Annotated in this window: 12 protein-coding genes, 2 tRNA genes and 1 rRNA gene; 5 read left to right on the forward strand and 10 right to left on the reverse strand. The window is 56.9% G+C overall.

The window, feature by feature from the left end; genetic code table 11:
• Window positions 1–10 precede the first annotated feature (10 nt).
• The 10 genes from LRO94_RS01420 to LRO94_RS01465 form a co-directional block, all read right to left on the reverse strand.
• The gene (locus LRO94_RS01420) at window positions 11–1,972 is read right to left on the reverse strand and encodes a DUF7844 domain-containing protein (protein WP_179179700.1); all 1,962 of its coding nucleotides are present in this window, start codon (window positions 1,970–1,972) and stop codon (window positions 11–13) included.
• Window positions 1,969–2,289, reverse strand: a complete 321-nt coding sequence (locus LRO94_RS01425; RefSeq protein ID WP_027608008.1) for a DUF2388 domain-containing protein — start codon at window positions 2,287–2,289, stop codon at window positions 1,969–1,971. Before LRO94_RS01425 ends, LRO94_RS01420 begins: the two co-directional genes overlap by 4 nt.
• A gap of 39 nt (window positions 2,290–2,328) precedes the next feature.
• Window positions 2,329–2,637 carry a DUF2388 domain-containing protein gene (locus LRO94_RS01430; protein ID WP_032885019.1) on the reverse strand — a complete coding sequence of 103 codons (309 nt, stop codon included), beginning with the start codon at window positions 2,635–2,637 and terminating at the stop codon, window positions 2,329–2,331.
• A gap of 105 nt (window positions 2,638–2,742) precedes the next feature.
• On the reverse strand, window positions 2,743–3,063 hold the full coding sequence (locus LRO94_RS01435; RefSeq protein ID WP_032885017.1) for a DUF2388 domain-containing protein: 321 nt from the start codon (window positions 3,061–3,063) through the stop codon (window positions 2,743–2,745).
• Window positions 3,064–3,346: 283 nt separating this feature from the next.
• Window positions 3,347–3,562: a DUF1127 domain-containing protein gene (locus tag LRO94_RS01440; RefSeq protein WP_032885015.1), complete on the reverse strand. Its 216-nt coding sequence runs from the start codon at window positions 3,560–3,562 to the stop codon at window positions 3,347–3,349.
• A 318-nt stretch (window positions 3,563–3,880) separates the two neighbouring features.
• A complete protein-coding gene (locus tag LRO94_RS01445) occupies window positions 3,881–5,374 on the reverse strand; it encodes an acetyl-CoA hydrolase/transferase family protein (RefSeq protein ID WP_179179699.1) in 1,494 nt (497 codons plus the stop codon).
• 179 nt (window positions 5,375–5,553) lie between these two features.
• On the reverse strand, window positions 5,554–6,990 hold the full coding sequence (locus LRO94_RS01450) for an NAD(P)(+) transhydrogenase (Re/Si-specific) subunit beta (protein WP_032885013.1): 1,437 nt from the start codon (window positions 6,988–6,990) through the stop codon (window positions 5,554–5,556).
• Entirely contained in the window at window positions 6,990–7,313 is a 324-nt protein-coding gene (locus tag LRO94_RS01455) for an NAD(P) transhydrogenase subunit alpha (protein ID WP_005783507.1), read from the reverse strand. The genes LRO94_RS01450 and LRO94_RS01455 overlap by 1 nt, the downstream gene beginning before the upstream one ends.
• A gap of 15 nt (window positions 7,314–7,328) precedes the next feature.
• Window positions 7,329–8,450, reverse strand: coding sequence for a Re/Si-specific NAD(P)(+) transhydrogenase subunit alpha (locus LRO94_RS01460; RefSeq protein WP_032885012.1), 1,122 nt, complete (start codon window positions 8,448–8,450; stop codon window positions 7,329–7,331).
• 452 nt (window positions 8,451–8,902) lie between these two features.
• Complete coding sequence (locus LRO94_RS01465) at window positions 8,903–9,802, reverse strand: LysR family transcriptional regulator (RefSeq protein ID WP_032885011.1); 900 nt, start codon at window positions 9,800–9,802, stop codon at window positions 8,903–8,905.
• 156 nt (window positions 9,803–9,958) lie between these two features.
• On the opposite strand from LRO94_RS01465, the gene LRO94_RS01470 reads away from it, so the two are divergent.
• The 5 genes from LRO94_RS01470 to LRO94_RS01490 all read left to right on the forward strand — a co-directional run bounded on the left by LRO94_RS01470 (window position 9,959) and on the right by LRO94_RS01490 (window position 14,740).
• Window positions 9,959–11,140, forward strand: coding sequence for an acyl-CoA dehydrogenase (locus LRO94_RS01470; RefSeq protein ID WP_003187423.1), 1,182 nt, complete (start codon window positions 9,959–9,961; stop codon window positions 11,138–11,140).
• A gap of 12 nt (window positions 11,141–11,152) precedes the next feature.
• The gene (locus LRO94_RS01475; RefSeq protein ID WP_032885010.1) at window positions 11,153–12,373 is read left to right on the forward strand and encodes a CaiB/BaiF CoA transferase family protein; all 1,221 of its coding nucleotides are present in this window, start codon (window positions 11,153–11,155) and stop codon (window positions 12,371–12,373) included.
• 564 nt (window positions 12,374–12,937) lie between these two features.
• A 16S ribosomal RNA gene (locus tag LRO94_RS01480) occupies window positions 12,938–14,474 on the forward strand.
• Window positions 14,475–14,557: 83 nt separating this feature from the next.
• Window positions 14,558–14,634: transfer RNA gene (locus tag LRO94_RS01485), tRNA-Ile, on the forward strand.
• A gap of 30 nt (window positions 14,635–14,664) precedes the next feature.
• Window positions 14,665–14,740 (forward strand) — tRNA-Ala (locus LRO94_RS01490).
• The last annotated feature ends 117 nt before the right edge of the window (window positions 14,741–14,857 follow it).

Raw genomic sequence — 14,857 nt, forward strand, 5'->3', positions numbered from 1 at the left:
TTCGGCTGCTTCAGGGCAGCTCAAGGCCGCCCGCTGCTTTGTGCAGTTTGCGCAGGTGTTCGCCCACCTGCTTGAGGTTGGCTTCACATGCGGCGATTTCTGCGGCGCGAGCAGGGTCCAGCAGCGCCCTCACCTCTTTATCCAGCTCGCCGGTCAGCGATTGCAGCTGTTTCTGGCGTTCGGCGCTTTCCGATTCCAGGCGTTTGGCTTCCGACGGTTGTGGCAGGCCGTAGCCGCCGCTGCCGAGCAATTCTGCTGGCCTGCTGAGGAACCCACTGTTGGCGAGGATCTGTTGCAGCGTGGCGTTGGCTTTTTCCATGCCGCCGTTTTTCAGCTCGCGGGCACCGAGATAGCGCTGTTTGACCTCATCCTGAGCCAGCATCAGCTGCTTGCGAAAGCTTGCCTGTTCCAGCAGCAACAACGCGGCGCTGGTGCGCAGATCGGCCTGGTCGAACCATGGGCGCCGTTGCGCTGCGCTGAGCGATAGCCAATCTTCAACCTGGGTCTGTTTGATCGGCAGGTGTTTGCGCAGCACATCGAACATCGCCTGATAACGCTCGCGGAACGAGTCAAAGTGATAGCCCAGGCGCAGGGCTTCACGTTTGTCATTCAGCACGCTGGTATCGGCCAGGCCGCGGGCTTGTAGCACTTCAAGCAGGCCGTTGGGGGTGATGTTGTCCAGGCCGGTGAGTTGCGGGTTCGCGCTGCCGCTGCGTAACAGCTTCAGGCTTTCGACCGCGCAGTTATTGGACAGGAAGAAGTAGTTGCCGTCGTAGCTCCAGTGCATCTCTGCAGCGTGTTCGACGGTGTCGTTGATCTCTTGTCGTGACAGTCTCAACGGCACGGAAGCCAGGCCGCGCAGCTCGGTCTTGGTGTATTCGTCGATCACCTGGGCCAGCGGAAGTACAAACAGGCGTGACGGGTACTTGCCCACCAGGCCATCCCAACTCGACAGTTGTACGTCACCGACGAACGCGCGGTAGGACAAGACCAGATGCTGGTCCAGGTCCAACCGGCAATCTGGTCCGCGGGGACGGCCCGGTGCGCAGATCACCAGGCGCAACATGCTGTGGCCCCAGCGGCTGACCAGGTTCTGGTTGGCTTCGGCCAGCAGATAGTCGATTTCATAGACCCGCTCCGGGTCCACGTGGCCCAACGGCGTCTTTGCAAAGTCGTTGCCCGCATTGAGGAACGGGTAGGCCTTGGCGCAGGCATCCTGTTCAGGCGGTGCCCAGCCGAAGTGTTGCTGGTAATAGCGGAACAGTGCGGGGCGTCGGCAGGCGTAGCTTGGATCGAGGAGGAAGTACTCCATGTTGACCGCGACGAACTCCAGCGGGCTGCTGATTTCGTAGATGTCTGGGCTGCGCACGATTTGGCGGTTGTGCTGCTCGCGCTCACCGCGCCGGCCGACATACTGCGGCCAGCCGGCGAGGTCCAGCAGCCGCGGGTCATCGCTGAGGGTGAAACGGCGTTCATTCTGGCCACGGCATTGATCGGGCAGGCCGATCAGGCCGGTGATGCTGTTCTGGCGGCTGCAGCGCTGGATCAGCGCGCGCTCGTCCTTGGACCACAGGCGCGCACGGTCATAGATATGGGTCAATTCATGCAGCACGGTGGCGAGCATTTCCCGGCGCACGGTGCCGTGGGGGCGATTGGTTTTCTGGGTGGCGGCGCTGCCATCGGTCAGGGAAGCGAGCAGATTGCGGTTGAGGTCCAGTTCGGACACCAACGAGGCCTGACCATAGGCATTTTCGGGCATCTTGTCGGTCCAGCCGACATCGATGCGTCGGTCCAACTGCTCGATAAAGCGCGGCGGCAGTGAGCGCATCGCTTCATCGAGCAATGCCTGGCTGGCCTGCTGTTCGGCCGGGCTCAAGCCTTCTGTCTTGAGCCGCAGTTGCAGGCTGGCCTGGGCTGCGCTGGCACACAGCAGCACAGTCCCGGCCAGGAGCCAGGCAGCGAGGCGCCTCACAGAGCGAGGATGGCTTCGGCGAGGGTCTGGTCGCTGGCGTCGCGGGCTTCCGGCAGGCGGGTGCGCAGGGTATCGAAGGCGGCTTCTAACTGTGCGCCTCGGATTTCGCCATTGGTGGCGACGAAACTGGCGGCATCATCGTGAGCTTCGCGCACGACTTTGGAGTCGCGGATGGAGGTGGTGGTGTCCGAGGTGAAATCAATGGTGCGGCCGGAGGCGCGGACAATGATGTTACTGGTGGCCACCAGGGTATGCGCCTGGGCAACGTCGGCCAACAACAGCAGGCCAAGGGTGGCGGCGATCAACGGGCTACGCATGGAAGAACTCCGAATACAAAGATGGAAACACAAAGATGATTATTGGACGAGAATTGCCTGCGCCAGTTCAAGGTCGCTTGCATGAAGTTTTGGTTGGTTCCGGCGCAGGTAATCCAGTGCCGATTCCAGCCGCGCTCCACGCCATTGGCCGTCAGTGGCGATGAACGCGGCGGCGTCATCCTGAGCTGCCACTACTACTTTGCGGTCGAACGGTGCGGAGGTCACCTTGCTGGTGGCATACGCGCTCGCAACAGTGCTCTGGATGGTCAGGTCAAAGGCCGAAGCCAGTGGCGACCAGCCAGCGAAAAACACGACAGGGACAATTAACAGGCGGTATGAAAAAGCCATGGGACTCGACAACTGAAAACGAGCGCCAAGGCTAGCGCAATGCCCCGGCGAGAGCCAGCGCCGAGGCATTCAAGAGCAACTGGCGCTCGCTCATATCAGGTGCGATCAGATAGCCAGGATGGCTTGAGCCAGCTGTGCGTCAGTCGCGGTATTCAGTTGTGGTGCTTGTTGGCGGATCTGGGCCAAGGCGCTTTCCAGCTTCACACCACGAATGGCTCCTTCGCTGGCGACAAAGCTGGCAGCGTCGTCTCGGGCGGCACGCACGACTTTGTTATCGCGAAGGGACGAAGTTGCATCGGAGGTGGCGTCTGAAGTGGCCTTCAAGGCGCCGACGATGGAGTCGGTGGTCACTATAAAGCTGGAGGCATTGGCGTTTGCAGCCAGGACCAACAGGGCGGCGGCGCTGAGCAGGCGAAGACGGGACATGGGGTGACTCCTATAGATGAGCAATAAAGGTGGCGCAGAGACTCGCCGAATGTTGATTGGATATTAGGCCGAGGCTTATCAGTTCTGATAGGTTTTGTGCAGTTCTGAAAACTGTACCTATTGTATTATTGGTTTATTAAACTGTACCTGTTCCTCTAAAAGCATTGCTGGAAACGCACACGCCTAAAACAACAAAGCCCGCCTCCGGTCTCCCGGGGCGGGCTCTGTTTTGACAAATCAGTGCTGGCAGTGGACCCGGTGGGTCAGGGCCAGCGAGCGCTAATTAGCGCCAGAACGGCTTGCTCAGCTCTTCGTAGCGTTGAGCTTCGCTGATACCGGCGTCAGCCAGCAGACGCGAATCCAGACGAGCCAGTTGGTGGCGGCTGGAGATGCGGCGCTGCCACAACATCAGGTTGGCCAGAACGCGCAAAGGCATGGAAGCCTGGGTGTTTACAGCTTTTTCTTCGAAGAACAGTTCGGAACTGAGTGTACGTTCCATGATGACATCCTTCCGCTTATGGCGGCATTAGGTAGTGGTTTAACTGATGCCAATGATCCTCCTCCGGCGCAAGACTCTCTAGATACAGTTCACCTGTATTGTGAGGGGCCAGTTAACTGTTTATAGGTGCTGTACGGTACGAAAATGGGGCAACTGTACTTGTCTGCACTTTAATGGTGCGAAATTGGTGGTTATGGGGATATGCGTAAGATTTTTCTGTCGGAAAAGACCAGTACAGCAGTACAGTTTTATTAAGAAGTGACGATCAGGAAGCCGAGCTGATGAAGGTGTGTTTGCATCAGCCCGGATCTGTATCAATCAAGCCTTGAGCATATGCCCGGTTTCTTCCAGGTTAATGTGCCAACTCAGTGCTTCGCGCAGGATGTGTGGGGTGTGTCCGCCGATGGCGCAGGCCGCATTGAAGTAACTGTTCAGCGCATCGCGGTACGCCGGGTGTACACAGTTGTCGATGATCACCCGTGCGCGCTCCCGTGGCGCCAGGCCGCGCAGGTCAGCGAGGCCGACTTCGGTGACAAGGATGTCGACATCATGCTCGGTATGGTCCACATGACTGACCATCGGCACCACGCTGGAAATCGCGCCACCCTTGGCAATTGACTTGGTTACGAAGATCGCCAAGTGCGCGTTACGCGCGAAATCGCCTGAGCCGCCAATGCCGTTCATCATCCGCGTGCCGCAGACGTGGGTGGAGTTGACGTTGCCGTAGATGTCGAACTCCAGCGCCGTGTTGATGCCGATAATGCCCAGGCGACGGACCACTTCGGGGTGGTTGGAGATTTCCTGCGGGCGCAGCACCAGCTTGTCCTTGTAGTGCTCCAGATTGCCGAACACATCGGCGTTGCGCCGTTCCGACAGCGTGATCGAGCTGCCCGACGCAAAGCTCAGCTTGCCGGCGTCGATCAGGTCGAAAGTCGAGTCCTGCAGCACTTCGGAATACATCGTCAGGTCTTCGAACGGCGAATCGATCAATCCGCACATCACCGCGTTGGCGATGTTTCCGATACCCGCCTGCAGCGGGCCGAGCTTGTTGGTCATGCGACCGGCATCCACTTCCTGTTTAAGGAAGTGAATCAAGTGATTGGCGATCCCTTGGGTGTCACTGTCAGGAGGTGTAACAGTAGAAGCTGAGTCCGCCTGGTTGGTGATGACAATGGCGACAATCTTTTCCGGCGGGATGGGAATCGCGGTGCTGCCGATGCGGTCGTCGACCTTTACCAGCGGGATCGGCGTGCGAGTCGGGCGGTAGGTTGGGATATAGATGTCGTGCAACCCTTCAAGATTCGGGTTGTGTGCCAGGTTGATCTCGATGATCACCTGCTTGGCGAAAATCGCGAAGCTGGCCGAGTTACCCACGGAGGTGGTGGGCACGATATGCCCTTGTTCGGTGATCGCCACGGCTTCGATCACAGCAATGTCTGGCAGCTTGAGCTGGTTGTTGCGCAGTTGCTCGACGGTTTCCGACAGATGCTGGTCGATAAACATGACTTCGCCGGCATTGATTGCCTTGCGCAGCGTGCTATCGACTTGAAACGGCATGCGTCGTGACAGCACGCCAGCTTCGGTCAGTTGCTTGTCCAGGTCATTACCCAGGCTGGCACCGGTCATTAGGGTGATTTTCAGCGGGGACGTCTTGGCGCGTTCGGCCAGGGCGTGGGGGACGGCCTTGGCTTCACCGGCTCGGGTGAAGCCACTCATGCCGACGGTCATGCCGTCCTCGATCAGTGCGGCGGCGTCTGCCGCGCTCATGACCTTGTTCAACAACGAAGGCAAGCGGATACGATCACGGTACATGAATTGTTATCTCAGGCTACGGAAGCAAGGTGGGCAGTGTAGTGATTTCAAAAAGTTTCGGCCCGCTACCATGGTCGAATGCCGAGTAGTGTTTTAGAGCCTTTGGTCGGGTTTCATGCGGTAATAAAAAACCCCAGCCTATCGCAGGCCGGGGTTTTGAGTATTGCGCTGAAGCAGTGTTACTCGACGGCTTTGACCATGTCTTCGATGACCTTCTTCGCGTCACCGAAGACCATCATGGTCTTGTCCAAGTAGAACAACTCGTTATCCAAACCGGCATACCCGCTGGCCATCGATCGCTTGTTGACGATGATGGTTTTGGCCTTGAAGGCTTCCAGAATCGGCATCCCTGCAATTGGCGAGTTCGGATCGTTCTTCGCGGCCGGGTTGACCACGTCGTTTGCGCCCAGCACCAGGACTACGTCGGCCTGGCCGAATTCCGAGTTGATGTCTTCCATTTCGAACACTTGGTCGTAAGGCACTTCCGCCTCGGCCAGCAGGACGTTCATATGCCCAGGCATGCGGCCTGCCACCGGGTGGATCGCGTACTTCACGGTCACGCCGCGGTGAGTCAGCTTCTCGGTCAGTTCCTTCAGCGCGTGTTGCGCACGTGCCACCGCTAAGCCGTAGCCTGGAACGATGATCACGGTGTCGGCGTTGGTCAGCAGGAAGGTTGCGTCGTCGGCCGAGCCGGACTTCACCGGGCGCGCTTCTTTCGAGCCTGCCGCAGCACCGGCATCCGGCGCATTGCCGAAACCGCCGAGCAGTACATTAAAGAAGGAACGGTTCATCGCCTTGCACATGATGTACGACAGGATCGCGCCGCTGGAGCCCACCAGGGAGCCGGCGATGATCAGCATCGAGTTGTTCAGCGAGAAACCGATACCCGCCGCTGCCCAGCCGGAGTAGCTGTTGAGCATCGACACGACGACCGGCATGTCGGCGCCGCCGATTGGGATGATGATCAGCACGCCCAGCACGAAGGCCAGGGCCAGCATCAGCGCGAAGGCGGTGAGGTTGCCGGTGAACATAAAGGCCAGGCCCAGGCCAAGGGTCAGCAGGCCCAGTACCAGGTTCAGTTTGTGCTGACCGCCGAACTGTACCGGTGCGCCCTGAAACAGGCGGAACTTGTACTTGCCCGACAGTTTGCCGAAGGCGATCACCGAACCCGAGAAGGTGATTGCACCGATAGCAGCGCCGAGGAACAGTTCCAGGCGGTTACCGGCAGGGATTGAATCGCCCAGGTGCTTAACGATGCCCAACGATTGCGGCTCAACCACTGCTGCGACAGCGATAAACACCGCAGCCAGGCCGATCATGCTGTGCATGAAGGCAACCAGCTCCGGCATCTTGGTCATCTCTACGCGCTTGGCCATGATCGAGCCTGCGGTACCACCGACCAACAGGCCGACGATTACGTAGCCGATACCGGCGGTGGCGAGCTCAGCGCCCAGCTTATAGATGAGGCCCACAGTGGTGAGCACCGCCAGCGCCATGCCAAGCATGCCGAACAGGTTGCCGCGTCGCGATGTGGTCGGGTGCGAAAGGCCCTTAAGGGCCTGGATAAAGCAGATCGACGCGATCAGGTAGAGCGTCGTTACCAGATTCATGCTCATTACTTCTGCACCTCTTCTTTCACAGCTTTGGGCGCTTTCTTCTTGAACATCTCAAGCATCCTACGAGTCACCAGGAAGCCGCCGAACACATTGACTGCCGCCAAAGCGACCGCCAGCGTGCCCATGGTCTTGCCCAATGGTGTCACTGTGAGGGCGGCGGCCAGCATGGCGCCGACGATCACAATCGCGGAAATGGCGTTGGTCACCGCCATCAATGGCGTGTGCAGCGCGGGGGTAACGTTCCAGACCACGTGGTAACCGACATAAATCGCCAGCACAAAGATGATCAGGTTGTAGATACCGGGGGAGATAAGCTCTTCCATCGTCTGAATCCCTGCTTAGGCGTTTTTGCGGATGACTTGGCCGTCGCGGCACATCAGGCACGCGGCGACGATGTCGTCTTCGAGGTTGAGTTCAAACTGCCCTTCCTTGTTGAAGACCAGCTTCAGGAAGTCCAGCAGGTTGCGCGCGTACAAGGCTGACGCGTCGGCGGCGACAGCACCGGCGAGATTGGTCGGGCCACAGATGATCACGCCGTTTTCCACGACGGTTTCGTCAGCCACGGTGAGCGGGCAGTTGCCACCTTGGGCGGCGGCGAGGTCGATGACCACCGAGCCAGGCTTCATCTGCGCGACGGTCTCGGCGCTGAGCAGTGTGGGTGCTTTACGCCCGGGAATCAGTGCGGTGGTGATGACGATATCGGCTTGCTTGGCGCGCTCGTGCACGGCCAGGGCCTGGCGCTGCATCCAACTGGTTGGCATCGGGCGTGCGTAACCACCGACGCCGACGGCGCATTCGCGTTCTTCGTCAGTCTCGTAGGGCACGTCGACGAACTTGGCGCCGAGGGATTCAATTTGCTCTTTGACGGCCGGGCGCACGTCAGACGCTTCGATCACTGCGCCCAGGCGTTTCGCCGTGGCAATCGCCTGCAGACCAGCAACACCGGCGCCGAGGATCAGCACGCGCGCGGCTTTGACGGTGCCGGCGGCGGTCATCAGCATCGGCATGAAGCGCGGATAGTGATGAGCAGCCAGCAGTACGGCTTTATAGCCCGCGATGTTGGCCTGAGACGACAACACGTCGAGGCTCTGTGCCCGTGAAGTGCGTGGCGCGGCTTCAAGAGCGAAAGCGGTGATGCCCTTCTCCGCCAGCTTGGCAATGGTTTCGTTGCTGAACGGATTGAGCATGCCCACCAACACGGTGCCGCTTTTGATCAGCGTAAGTTCGCTGTCGCTGGGCGCTACCACCTTGAGGATCAGCTCGGCGCCGAACGCATCGTTGGCACTGCCAATGGTTGCGCCTGCCGTTTCATAGGCACTGTCGACGACACTGGCTTTCAGGCCAGCCCCGCTTTGTACAGTGACCTTATGGCCCTGGCCGATCAGCTTCTTGATGGTTTCCGGGGTGGCAGCCACCCGCGTTTCACCGGTCTGGGTTTCGAGAGGAACACCAATGTGCACGTCAAATCTCCTGCATGATCTTTTTGCTTTTGATCTTTTTGTAAAAAGGCCAGTGCACCGCGAGTGGCGCAACTGGGGCGGCCGATCAGCACGATCCCGCTGAAATGACAGCGGGGCGCGGCATTTTGCAGGCGAACTTTACGGCCTTCAAGGGATTATGACGGGTGACGAAAAATTAACTACAAGTCACCCTGTGACTGATTGTCGCAACATGCTGAAATAACCTCTTTAAATACAGGTAATTAAAGGGCCCTAGGTGATTTTTTGGTGTTTGCCCATGATTGATGTGAATAGTCGGGCATTGGCCTGTTGGAGTCGCTGCAAGCCACTAAAATCATGGTGTTAAGCCCTATTTTTGATGGATAGATACAGTCTGTGAAAATGCGACATATACGTATATCTGTAGGATCAAAAATTAACTGACTACAAAGTCAGCATGAGGGCTTTGGCCTTTAATTGCTGGGGCTATAGCGCTGGGATTGGTCAATGAGCCAGTCCCGAAACGCCTGCAATGAGGCTGATTCGACTTTCCTGTCAGGAATCATCAGGTAATAAGCCTTGGTGCTTGTTAGCGCGTCAGGGTTGGCGATCACCAGTTGATGCTCGTCCAGTTCTCGCTGGATCAGGAACGGTGGGATCAGCGCAATGCCCATGTCGTGCATGGCTGCTTGGGACAGCATCGAGAATAGCTCGTAACGCGGGCCTGTCATGTCGCGCGGGACGTTCAACTGCTGAGCGTTGAACCATTGGCGCCAGGCATACGGACGGGTGGTCTGCTGAAGCAGTGGCAGTTCCCCGATCTCCTGTGGCGTGAAACGCTTGCGGTCACCCAAAAGGCGCGGGCTGCACACGGGGACGGGATTTTCTCCCAGCAGCCGGTGGGACTCGGTGCCGGACCAATCAGCGTCGCCGAAGTAGATCGCCGCGTCGAAGTCGGTATCGGCGAACAGAAAGGGGCGTGTGCGGTTGGTCAGATTTACAGTCACCTCTGGGTGCTGCCGTTGAAAGTCCTTGAGGCGAGGGATCAACCATTGGGTACCAAAGGTGGGTACTACGGCCAACTCGATAGTGTTGGCGCCCTGCTGGCCCATGACTGATAGGGTGTCGCGTTCCACGGCATCCAGCTGAGTTGCCACTCTGCGGCTGTAGGACAGACCTGCTTCCGTCAGCTTTACCCCACGCCGTGATCGCCGAAATAGCTCGACACTCAAAAACTCCTCAAGGCTGGCTATCTGCCGACAAATGGCACCCTGGGTAATGGAGAGCTCGTGCGCAGCCTTGGTAAAGCTCTCGTGGCGTGCGGCCGCTTCAAAACTGACGAGGGCGGTTGTGCTGGGTATTTTTCTGCGCATGTACCTTGTACTCACATATAAAGCGCGCTTGCGCAGTTTCTGAGTGTTACGGAGTGAGAAATTAGCACAAGGCTATGCGGAAACCTCGTTTGCTCTCCTCGCTCGCTCGGCCTAGGCTCCCCCCACGACATCTGATTTCTTTGCGAGGACTTATTCATGGCTGGCAAGGCAAGCTTTAACTGGATCGATCCGCTACTGCTGGATCAACAGCTCACCGAAGAAGAGCGCATGGTGCGTGACAGTGCTGAGCAATTTGCCCAGGACAAGCTGGCGCCCCGTGTTCTCGAAGCCTTCCGCCATGAAAAAACAGATCCGGCGATTTTCCGTGAAATGGGTGAAACCGGCTTGCTGGGGGCGATGATTCCTGAGCAGTACGGTGGCAGTGGCTTGAACTATGTCAGTTACGGGTTGATTGCGCGTGAAGTTGAGCGCGTCGACTCCGGTTACCGTTCCATGATGAGTGTGCAGTCGTCATTGGTAATGGTCCCTATCAATGAGTTCGGCACCGAAGCGCAAAAGCAGAAGTACTTGCCCAAGCTGGCCTCCGGCGAATGGATTGGCTGTTTTGGTTTGACCGAGCCTAACCACGGCTCTGATCCAGGCGCGATGATTACGCGTGCGCGCAAAGTGGACGGCGGCTACAGCCTTACGGGCGCCAAGATGTGGATCACCAATAGCCCGATTGCAGACGTGTTTGTGGTGTGGGGTAAGGATGACGCCGGTGATATCCGTGGTTTTGTCTTGGAGAAAGGCTGGAAGGGCCTGAGTGCGCCAGCGATTCACGGCAAGGTCGGCCTTCGCGCCTCTATTACTGGTGAGATCGTGATGGACAACGTGTTTGTGCCGGAAGAGAACATTTTCCCGGATGTGCGTGGCTTGAAAGGTCCTTTCACCTGCCTTAACTCGGCGCGCTATGGCATCTCCTGGGGGGCGTTGGGCGCTGCCGAGTTCTGCTGGCACACCGCTCGCCAGTACACGCTTGATCGTCAGCAGTTCGGTCGTCCATTGGCGGCTACCCAACTGATCCAGAAGAAACTGGCGGATATGCAGACCGAGATCACTCTGGCGCTGCAAGGTTGCTTGCGGCTGGGGCGTATGAAGGATGAGGGAACGGCTGCGGTTGAGATTACGTCGATCATGAAGCGCAACTCGTGCGGCAAGTCTTTGGATATCGCTCGTATGGCGCGGGACATGTTGGGTGGCAATGGGATTTCTGACGAGTTCGGGGTGGCGCGTCATTTGGTGAATCTTGAAGTGGTTAACACCTATGAGGGCACGCATGACGTTCACGCCTTGATTCTGGGGCGCGCGCAAACCGGTCTTCAGGCGTTCTATTAATAGGAGAACGGTATGGGCGCGCTTTCGCATCTGCGGGTACTGGATTTGTCGCGAGTGTTGGCGGGCCCTTGGTCCGGACAGATCCTTGCGGATCTTGGGGCTGAGGTGATCAAGGTCGAGCGTCCCGGCAACGGTGACGATACGCGTGCTTGGGGCCCGCCCTTCCTTAAGGATGCTTATGGCGAGAACACCAGTGAGGCGGCGTACTACCTATCCGCTAATCGTAATAAAGAGTCGGTGACTATCGATTTTACGCAACCGGAGGGTCAGCAATTGGTGCGGGACCTGGCGGCCAAGTCCGACATCCTGATCGAGAACTTCAAGGTCGGTGGCCTGGCGGCATATGGGCTGGACTATGAGTCACTCAAGGCCGTTAATCCGGAGTTGATCTATTGCTCCATCACTGGGTTTGGTCAGACCGGACCGTATGCCGGCCGTGCGGGCTACGACTTCATGATCCAGGGGCTGGGCGGGCTGATGAGTCTGACCGGTCGACCGGAGGGTGATGAGGGTGCGGGGCCGGTGAAGGTTGGGGTGGCGTTAACTGACATCCTTACTGGGCTCTACTCGACGGTGGCGATTCTTGCTGCGCTGGCGCATCGCGATCACGACGGTGGCGGTCAGCATATCGATATGGCATTGCTTGATGTGCAGGTGGCGTGTCTGGCTAATCAGGCGATGAATTACCTAACGACAGGGGTGTCCCCAAAGCGTCTGGGTAACGCTCATCCGAATATCGTGCCTTATCAGGACTTCCCTACAGCCGATGGTGATTTCATTCTGACGGTGGGAAATGACAGCCAATTTCGCAAGTTCGCCGAAGTGGCTGGTCAGCCGCAGTGGGCGGATGATCCGCGCTTCTCTACTAATAAGGTACGAGTGGCTAACCGTGCAGAGCTGATTCCGTTGATTCGCCAGGCTACTGTCTTCAAAACGACGGCTGAGTGGGTGTCGCGGCTGGAGCGGGTGGGTGTGCCTTGTGGGCCGATCAATGATTTGGCGCAGGTGTTTGCTGATCCGCAGGTCAAGGCGCGTGGGTTGGCTATGCAGCTACCACATGCGCTGGCGGGGATGGTGCCTCAGGTTGCCAGCCCCATTCGGTTGTCCAAGACGCCTGTGGAGTACCGCAGTGCGCCTCCGCTGTTGGGTGAGCATACAGCTCAGGTACTACAGCGTGTGCTCGGGTTGGGGGCTGCGAATGTGGCTGCTTTAAGGGGGGCAGGTGTTATCTAGATGTTCTGTTCTATATATATAGCGCTCGGTTGACCATTTTTTAATCAATTCTAGCCAATTGATAGATATCGCAAATTAAAAGGTTGACGTGAGATTCTGGGAGCCTATAATTCGCCCCACTTCCGGTGCAGTCGAAACGGAAAACTCCTTGGTAAACAATGAGTTACGCAGTTTTCGGCAGTAGGTTGCTTCAGTTCATCGAAGCCAAAAGGAAGTTGAAAAAGAGGTGTTGACAGCAGCGTGTAACGCTGTAGAATTCGCCTCCCGCTGATGAGAGATCAGAAGCGCAAGTGGTTGAAGTTGTTGAAGAAATCTTCGAAAGCTTCTGAAAATAATCACTTGACAGCAAATGAGGCTGCTGTAGAATGCGCGCCTCGGTTGAGACGAAAGATCTTAACCAACCGCTCTTTAACAACTGAATCAAGCAATTCGTGTGGGTGCTTGTGGAGTCAGACTGATAGTCAACAAGATTATCAGCATCACAAGTTACTCCGCGAGAAATCAAAGATGTAACCAACGATTGCTGAGCCAAGTTTAGGGTTTCTTAAAAACCCAAAGATGTTTGAACTGAAGAGTTTGATCATGGCTCAGATTGAACGCTGGCGGCAGGCCTAACACATGCAAGTCGAGCGGTAGAGAGAAGCTTGCTTCTCTTGAGAGCGGCGGACGGGTGAGTAATGCCTAGGAATCTGCCTGGTAGTGGGGGATAACGTTCGGAAACGGACGCTAATACCGCATACGTCCTACGGGAGAAAGCAGGGGACCTTCGGGCCTTGCGCTATCAGATGAGCCTAGGTCGGATTAGCTAGTTGGTGAGGTAATGGCTCACCAAGGCGACGATCCGTAACTGGTCTGAGAGGATGATCAGTCACACTGGAACTGAGACACGGTCCAGACTCCTACGGGAGGCAGCAGTGGGGAATATTGGACAATGGGCGAAAGCCTGATCCAGCCATGCCGCGTGTGTGAAGAAGGTCTTCGGATTGTAAAGCACTTTAAGTTGGGAGGAAGGGCAGTTACCTAATACGTGATTGTTTTGACGTTACCGACAGAATAAGCACCGGCTAACTCTGTGCCAGCAGCCGCGGTAATACAGAGGGTGCAAGCGTTAATCGGAATTACTGGGCGTAAAGCGCGCGTAGGTGGTTTGTTAAGTTGGATGTGAAATCCCCGGGCTCAACCTGGGAACTGCATTCAAAACTGACTGACTAGAGTATGGTAGAGGGTGGTGGAATTTCCTGTGTAGCGGTGAAATGCGTAGATATAGGAAGGAACACCAGTGGCGAAGGCGACCACCTGGACTGATACTGACACTGAGGTGCGAAAGCGTGGGGAGCAAACAGGATTAGATACCCTGGTAGTCCACGCCGTAAACGATGTCAACTAGCCGTTGGGAGCCTTGAGCTCTTAGTGGCGCAGCTAACGCATTAAGTTGACCGCCTGGGGAGTACGGCCGCAAGGTTAAAACTCAAATGAATTGACGGGGGCCCGCACAAGCGGTGGAGCATGTGGTTTAATTCGAAGCAACGCGAAGAACCTTACCAGGCCTTGACATCCAATGAACTTTCTAGAGATAGATTGGTGCCTTCGGGAACATTGAGACAGGTGCTGCATGGCTGTCGTCAGCTCGTGTCGTGAGATGTTGGGTTAAGTCCCGTAACGAGCGCAACCCTTGTCCTTAGTTACCAGCACGTAATGGTGGGCACTCTAAGGAGACTGCCGGTGACAAACCGGAGGAAGGTGGGGATGACGTCAAGTCATCATGGCCCTTACGGCCTGGGCTACACACGTGCTACAATGGTCGGTACAGAGGGTTGCCAAGCCGCGAGGTGGAGCTAATCCCATAAAACCGATCGTAGTCCGGATCGCAGTCTGCAACTCGACTGCGTGAAGTCGGAATCGCTAGTAATCGCGAATCAGAATGTCGCGGTGAATACGTTCCCGGGCCTTGTACACACCGCCCGTCACACCATGGGAGTGGGTTGCACCAGAAGTAGCTAGTCTAACCTTCGGGAGGACGGTTACCACGGTGTGATTCATGACTGGGGTGAAGTCGTAACAAGGTAGCCGTAGGGGAACCTGCGGCTGGATCACCTCCTTAATCGACGACATCAGCTGCTCCATAAGTTCCCACACGAATTGCTTGATTCATTGAAGAAGACGATAAAGAAGCAGCCCGAAATTGGGTCTGTAGCTCAGTTGGTTAGAGCGCACCCCTGATAAGGGTGAGGTCGGCAGTTCGAATCTGCCCAGACCCACCAATTTTGTGTGGGAAACGCCTGTAGAAATACGGGGCCATAGCTCAGCTGGGAGAGCGCCTGCCTTGCACGCAGGAGGTCAACGGTTCGATCCCGTTTGGCTCCACCACTACTGCTTCTGTTTGTTGAAAGCTTAGAAATGAGCATTCCATTGTGATGATGGTGAATGTTGATTTCTAGTCTTTGATTAGATCGTTCTTTAAAAATTTGGGTATGTGATAGAAAG

Source organism: Pseudomonas sivasensis (assembly GCF_021391435.1).
Taxonomy (GTDB): domain Bacteria; phylum Pseudomonadota; class Gammaproteobacteria; order Pseudomonadales; family Pseudomonadaceae; genus Aquipseudomonas; species Aquipseudomonas sivasensis.

What these genes read in the sequence shown, in the direction of transcription:
- LRO94_RS01425 (WP_027608008.1), bottom strand. Translation starts at nt 2,289, where the DNA reads ATGCGTAGCCCGTTGATCGCCGCCACCCTTGGCCTGCTGTTGTTGGCC.
- LRO94_RS01430 (WP_032885019.1), bottom strand. Translation starts at nt 2,637, where the DNA reads ATGGCTTTTTCATACCGCCTGTTAATTGTCCCTGTCGTGTTTTTCGCT.
- LRO94_RS01435 (WP_032885017.1), bottom strand. Translation starts at nt 3,063, where the DNA reads ATGTCCCGTCTTCGCCTGCTCAGCGCCGCCGCCCTGTTGGTCCTGGCT.
- LRO94_RS01440 (WP_032885015.1), bottom strand. Translation starts at nt 3,562, where the DNA reads ATGGAACGTACACTCAGTTCCGAACTGTTCTTCGAAGAAAAAGCTGTA.
- LRO94_RS01445 (WP_179179699.1), bottom strand. Translation starts at nt 5,374, where the DNA reads ATGTACCGTGATCGTATCCGCTTGCCTTCGTTGTTGAACAAGGTCATG.
- LRO94_RS01450 (WP_032885013.1), bottom strand. Translation starts at nt 6,990, where the DNA reads ATGAGCATGAATCTGGTAACGACGCTCTACCTGATCGCGTCGATCTGC.
- LRO94_RS01455 (WP_005783507.1), bottom strand. Translation starts at nt 7,313, where the DNA reads ATGGAAGAGCTTATCTCCCCCGGTATCTACAACCTGATCATCTTTGTG.
- LRO94_RS01465 (WP_032885011.1), bottom strand. Translation starts at nt 9,802, where the DNA reads ATGCGCAGAAAAATACCCAGCACAACCGCCCTCGTCAGTTTTGAAGCG.
- LRO94_RS01470 (WP_003187423.1), top strand. Translation starts at nt 9,959, where the DNA reads ATGGCTGGCAAGGCAAGCTTTAACTGGATCGATCCGCTACTGCTGGAT.
- LRO94_RS01475 (WP_032885010.1), top strand. Translation starts at nt 11,153, where the DNA reads ATGGGCGCGCTTTCGCATCTGCGGGTACTGGATTTGTCGCGAGTGTTG.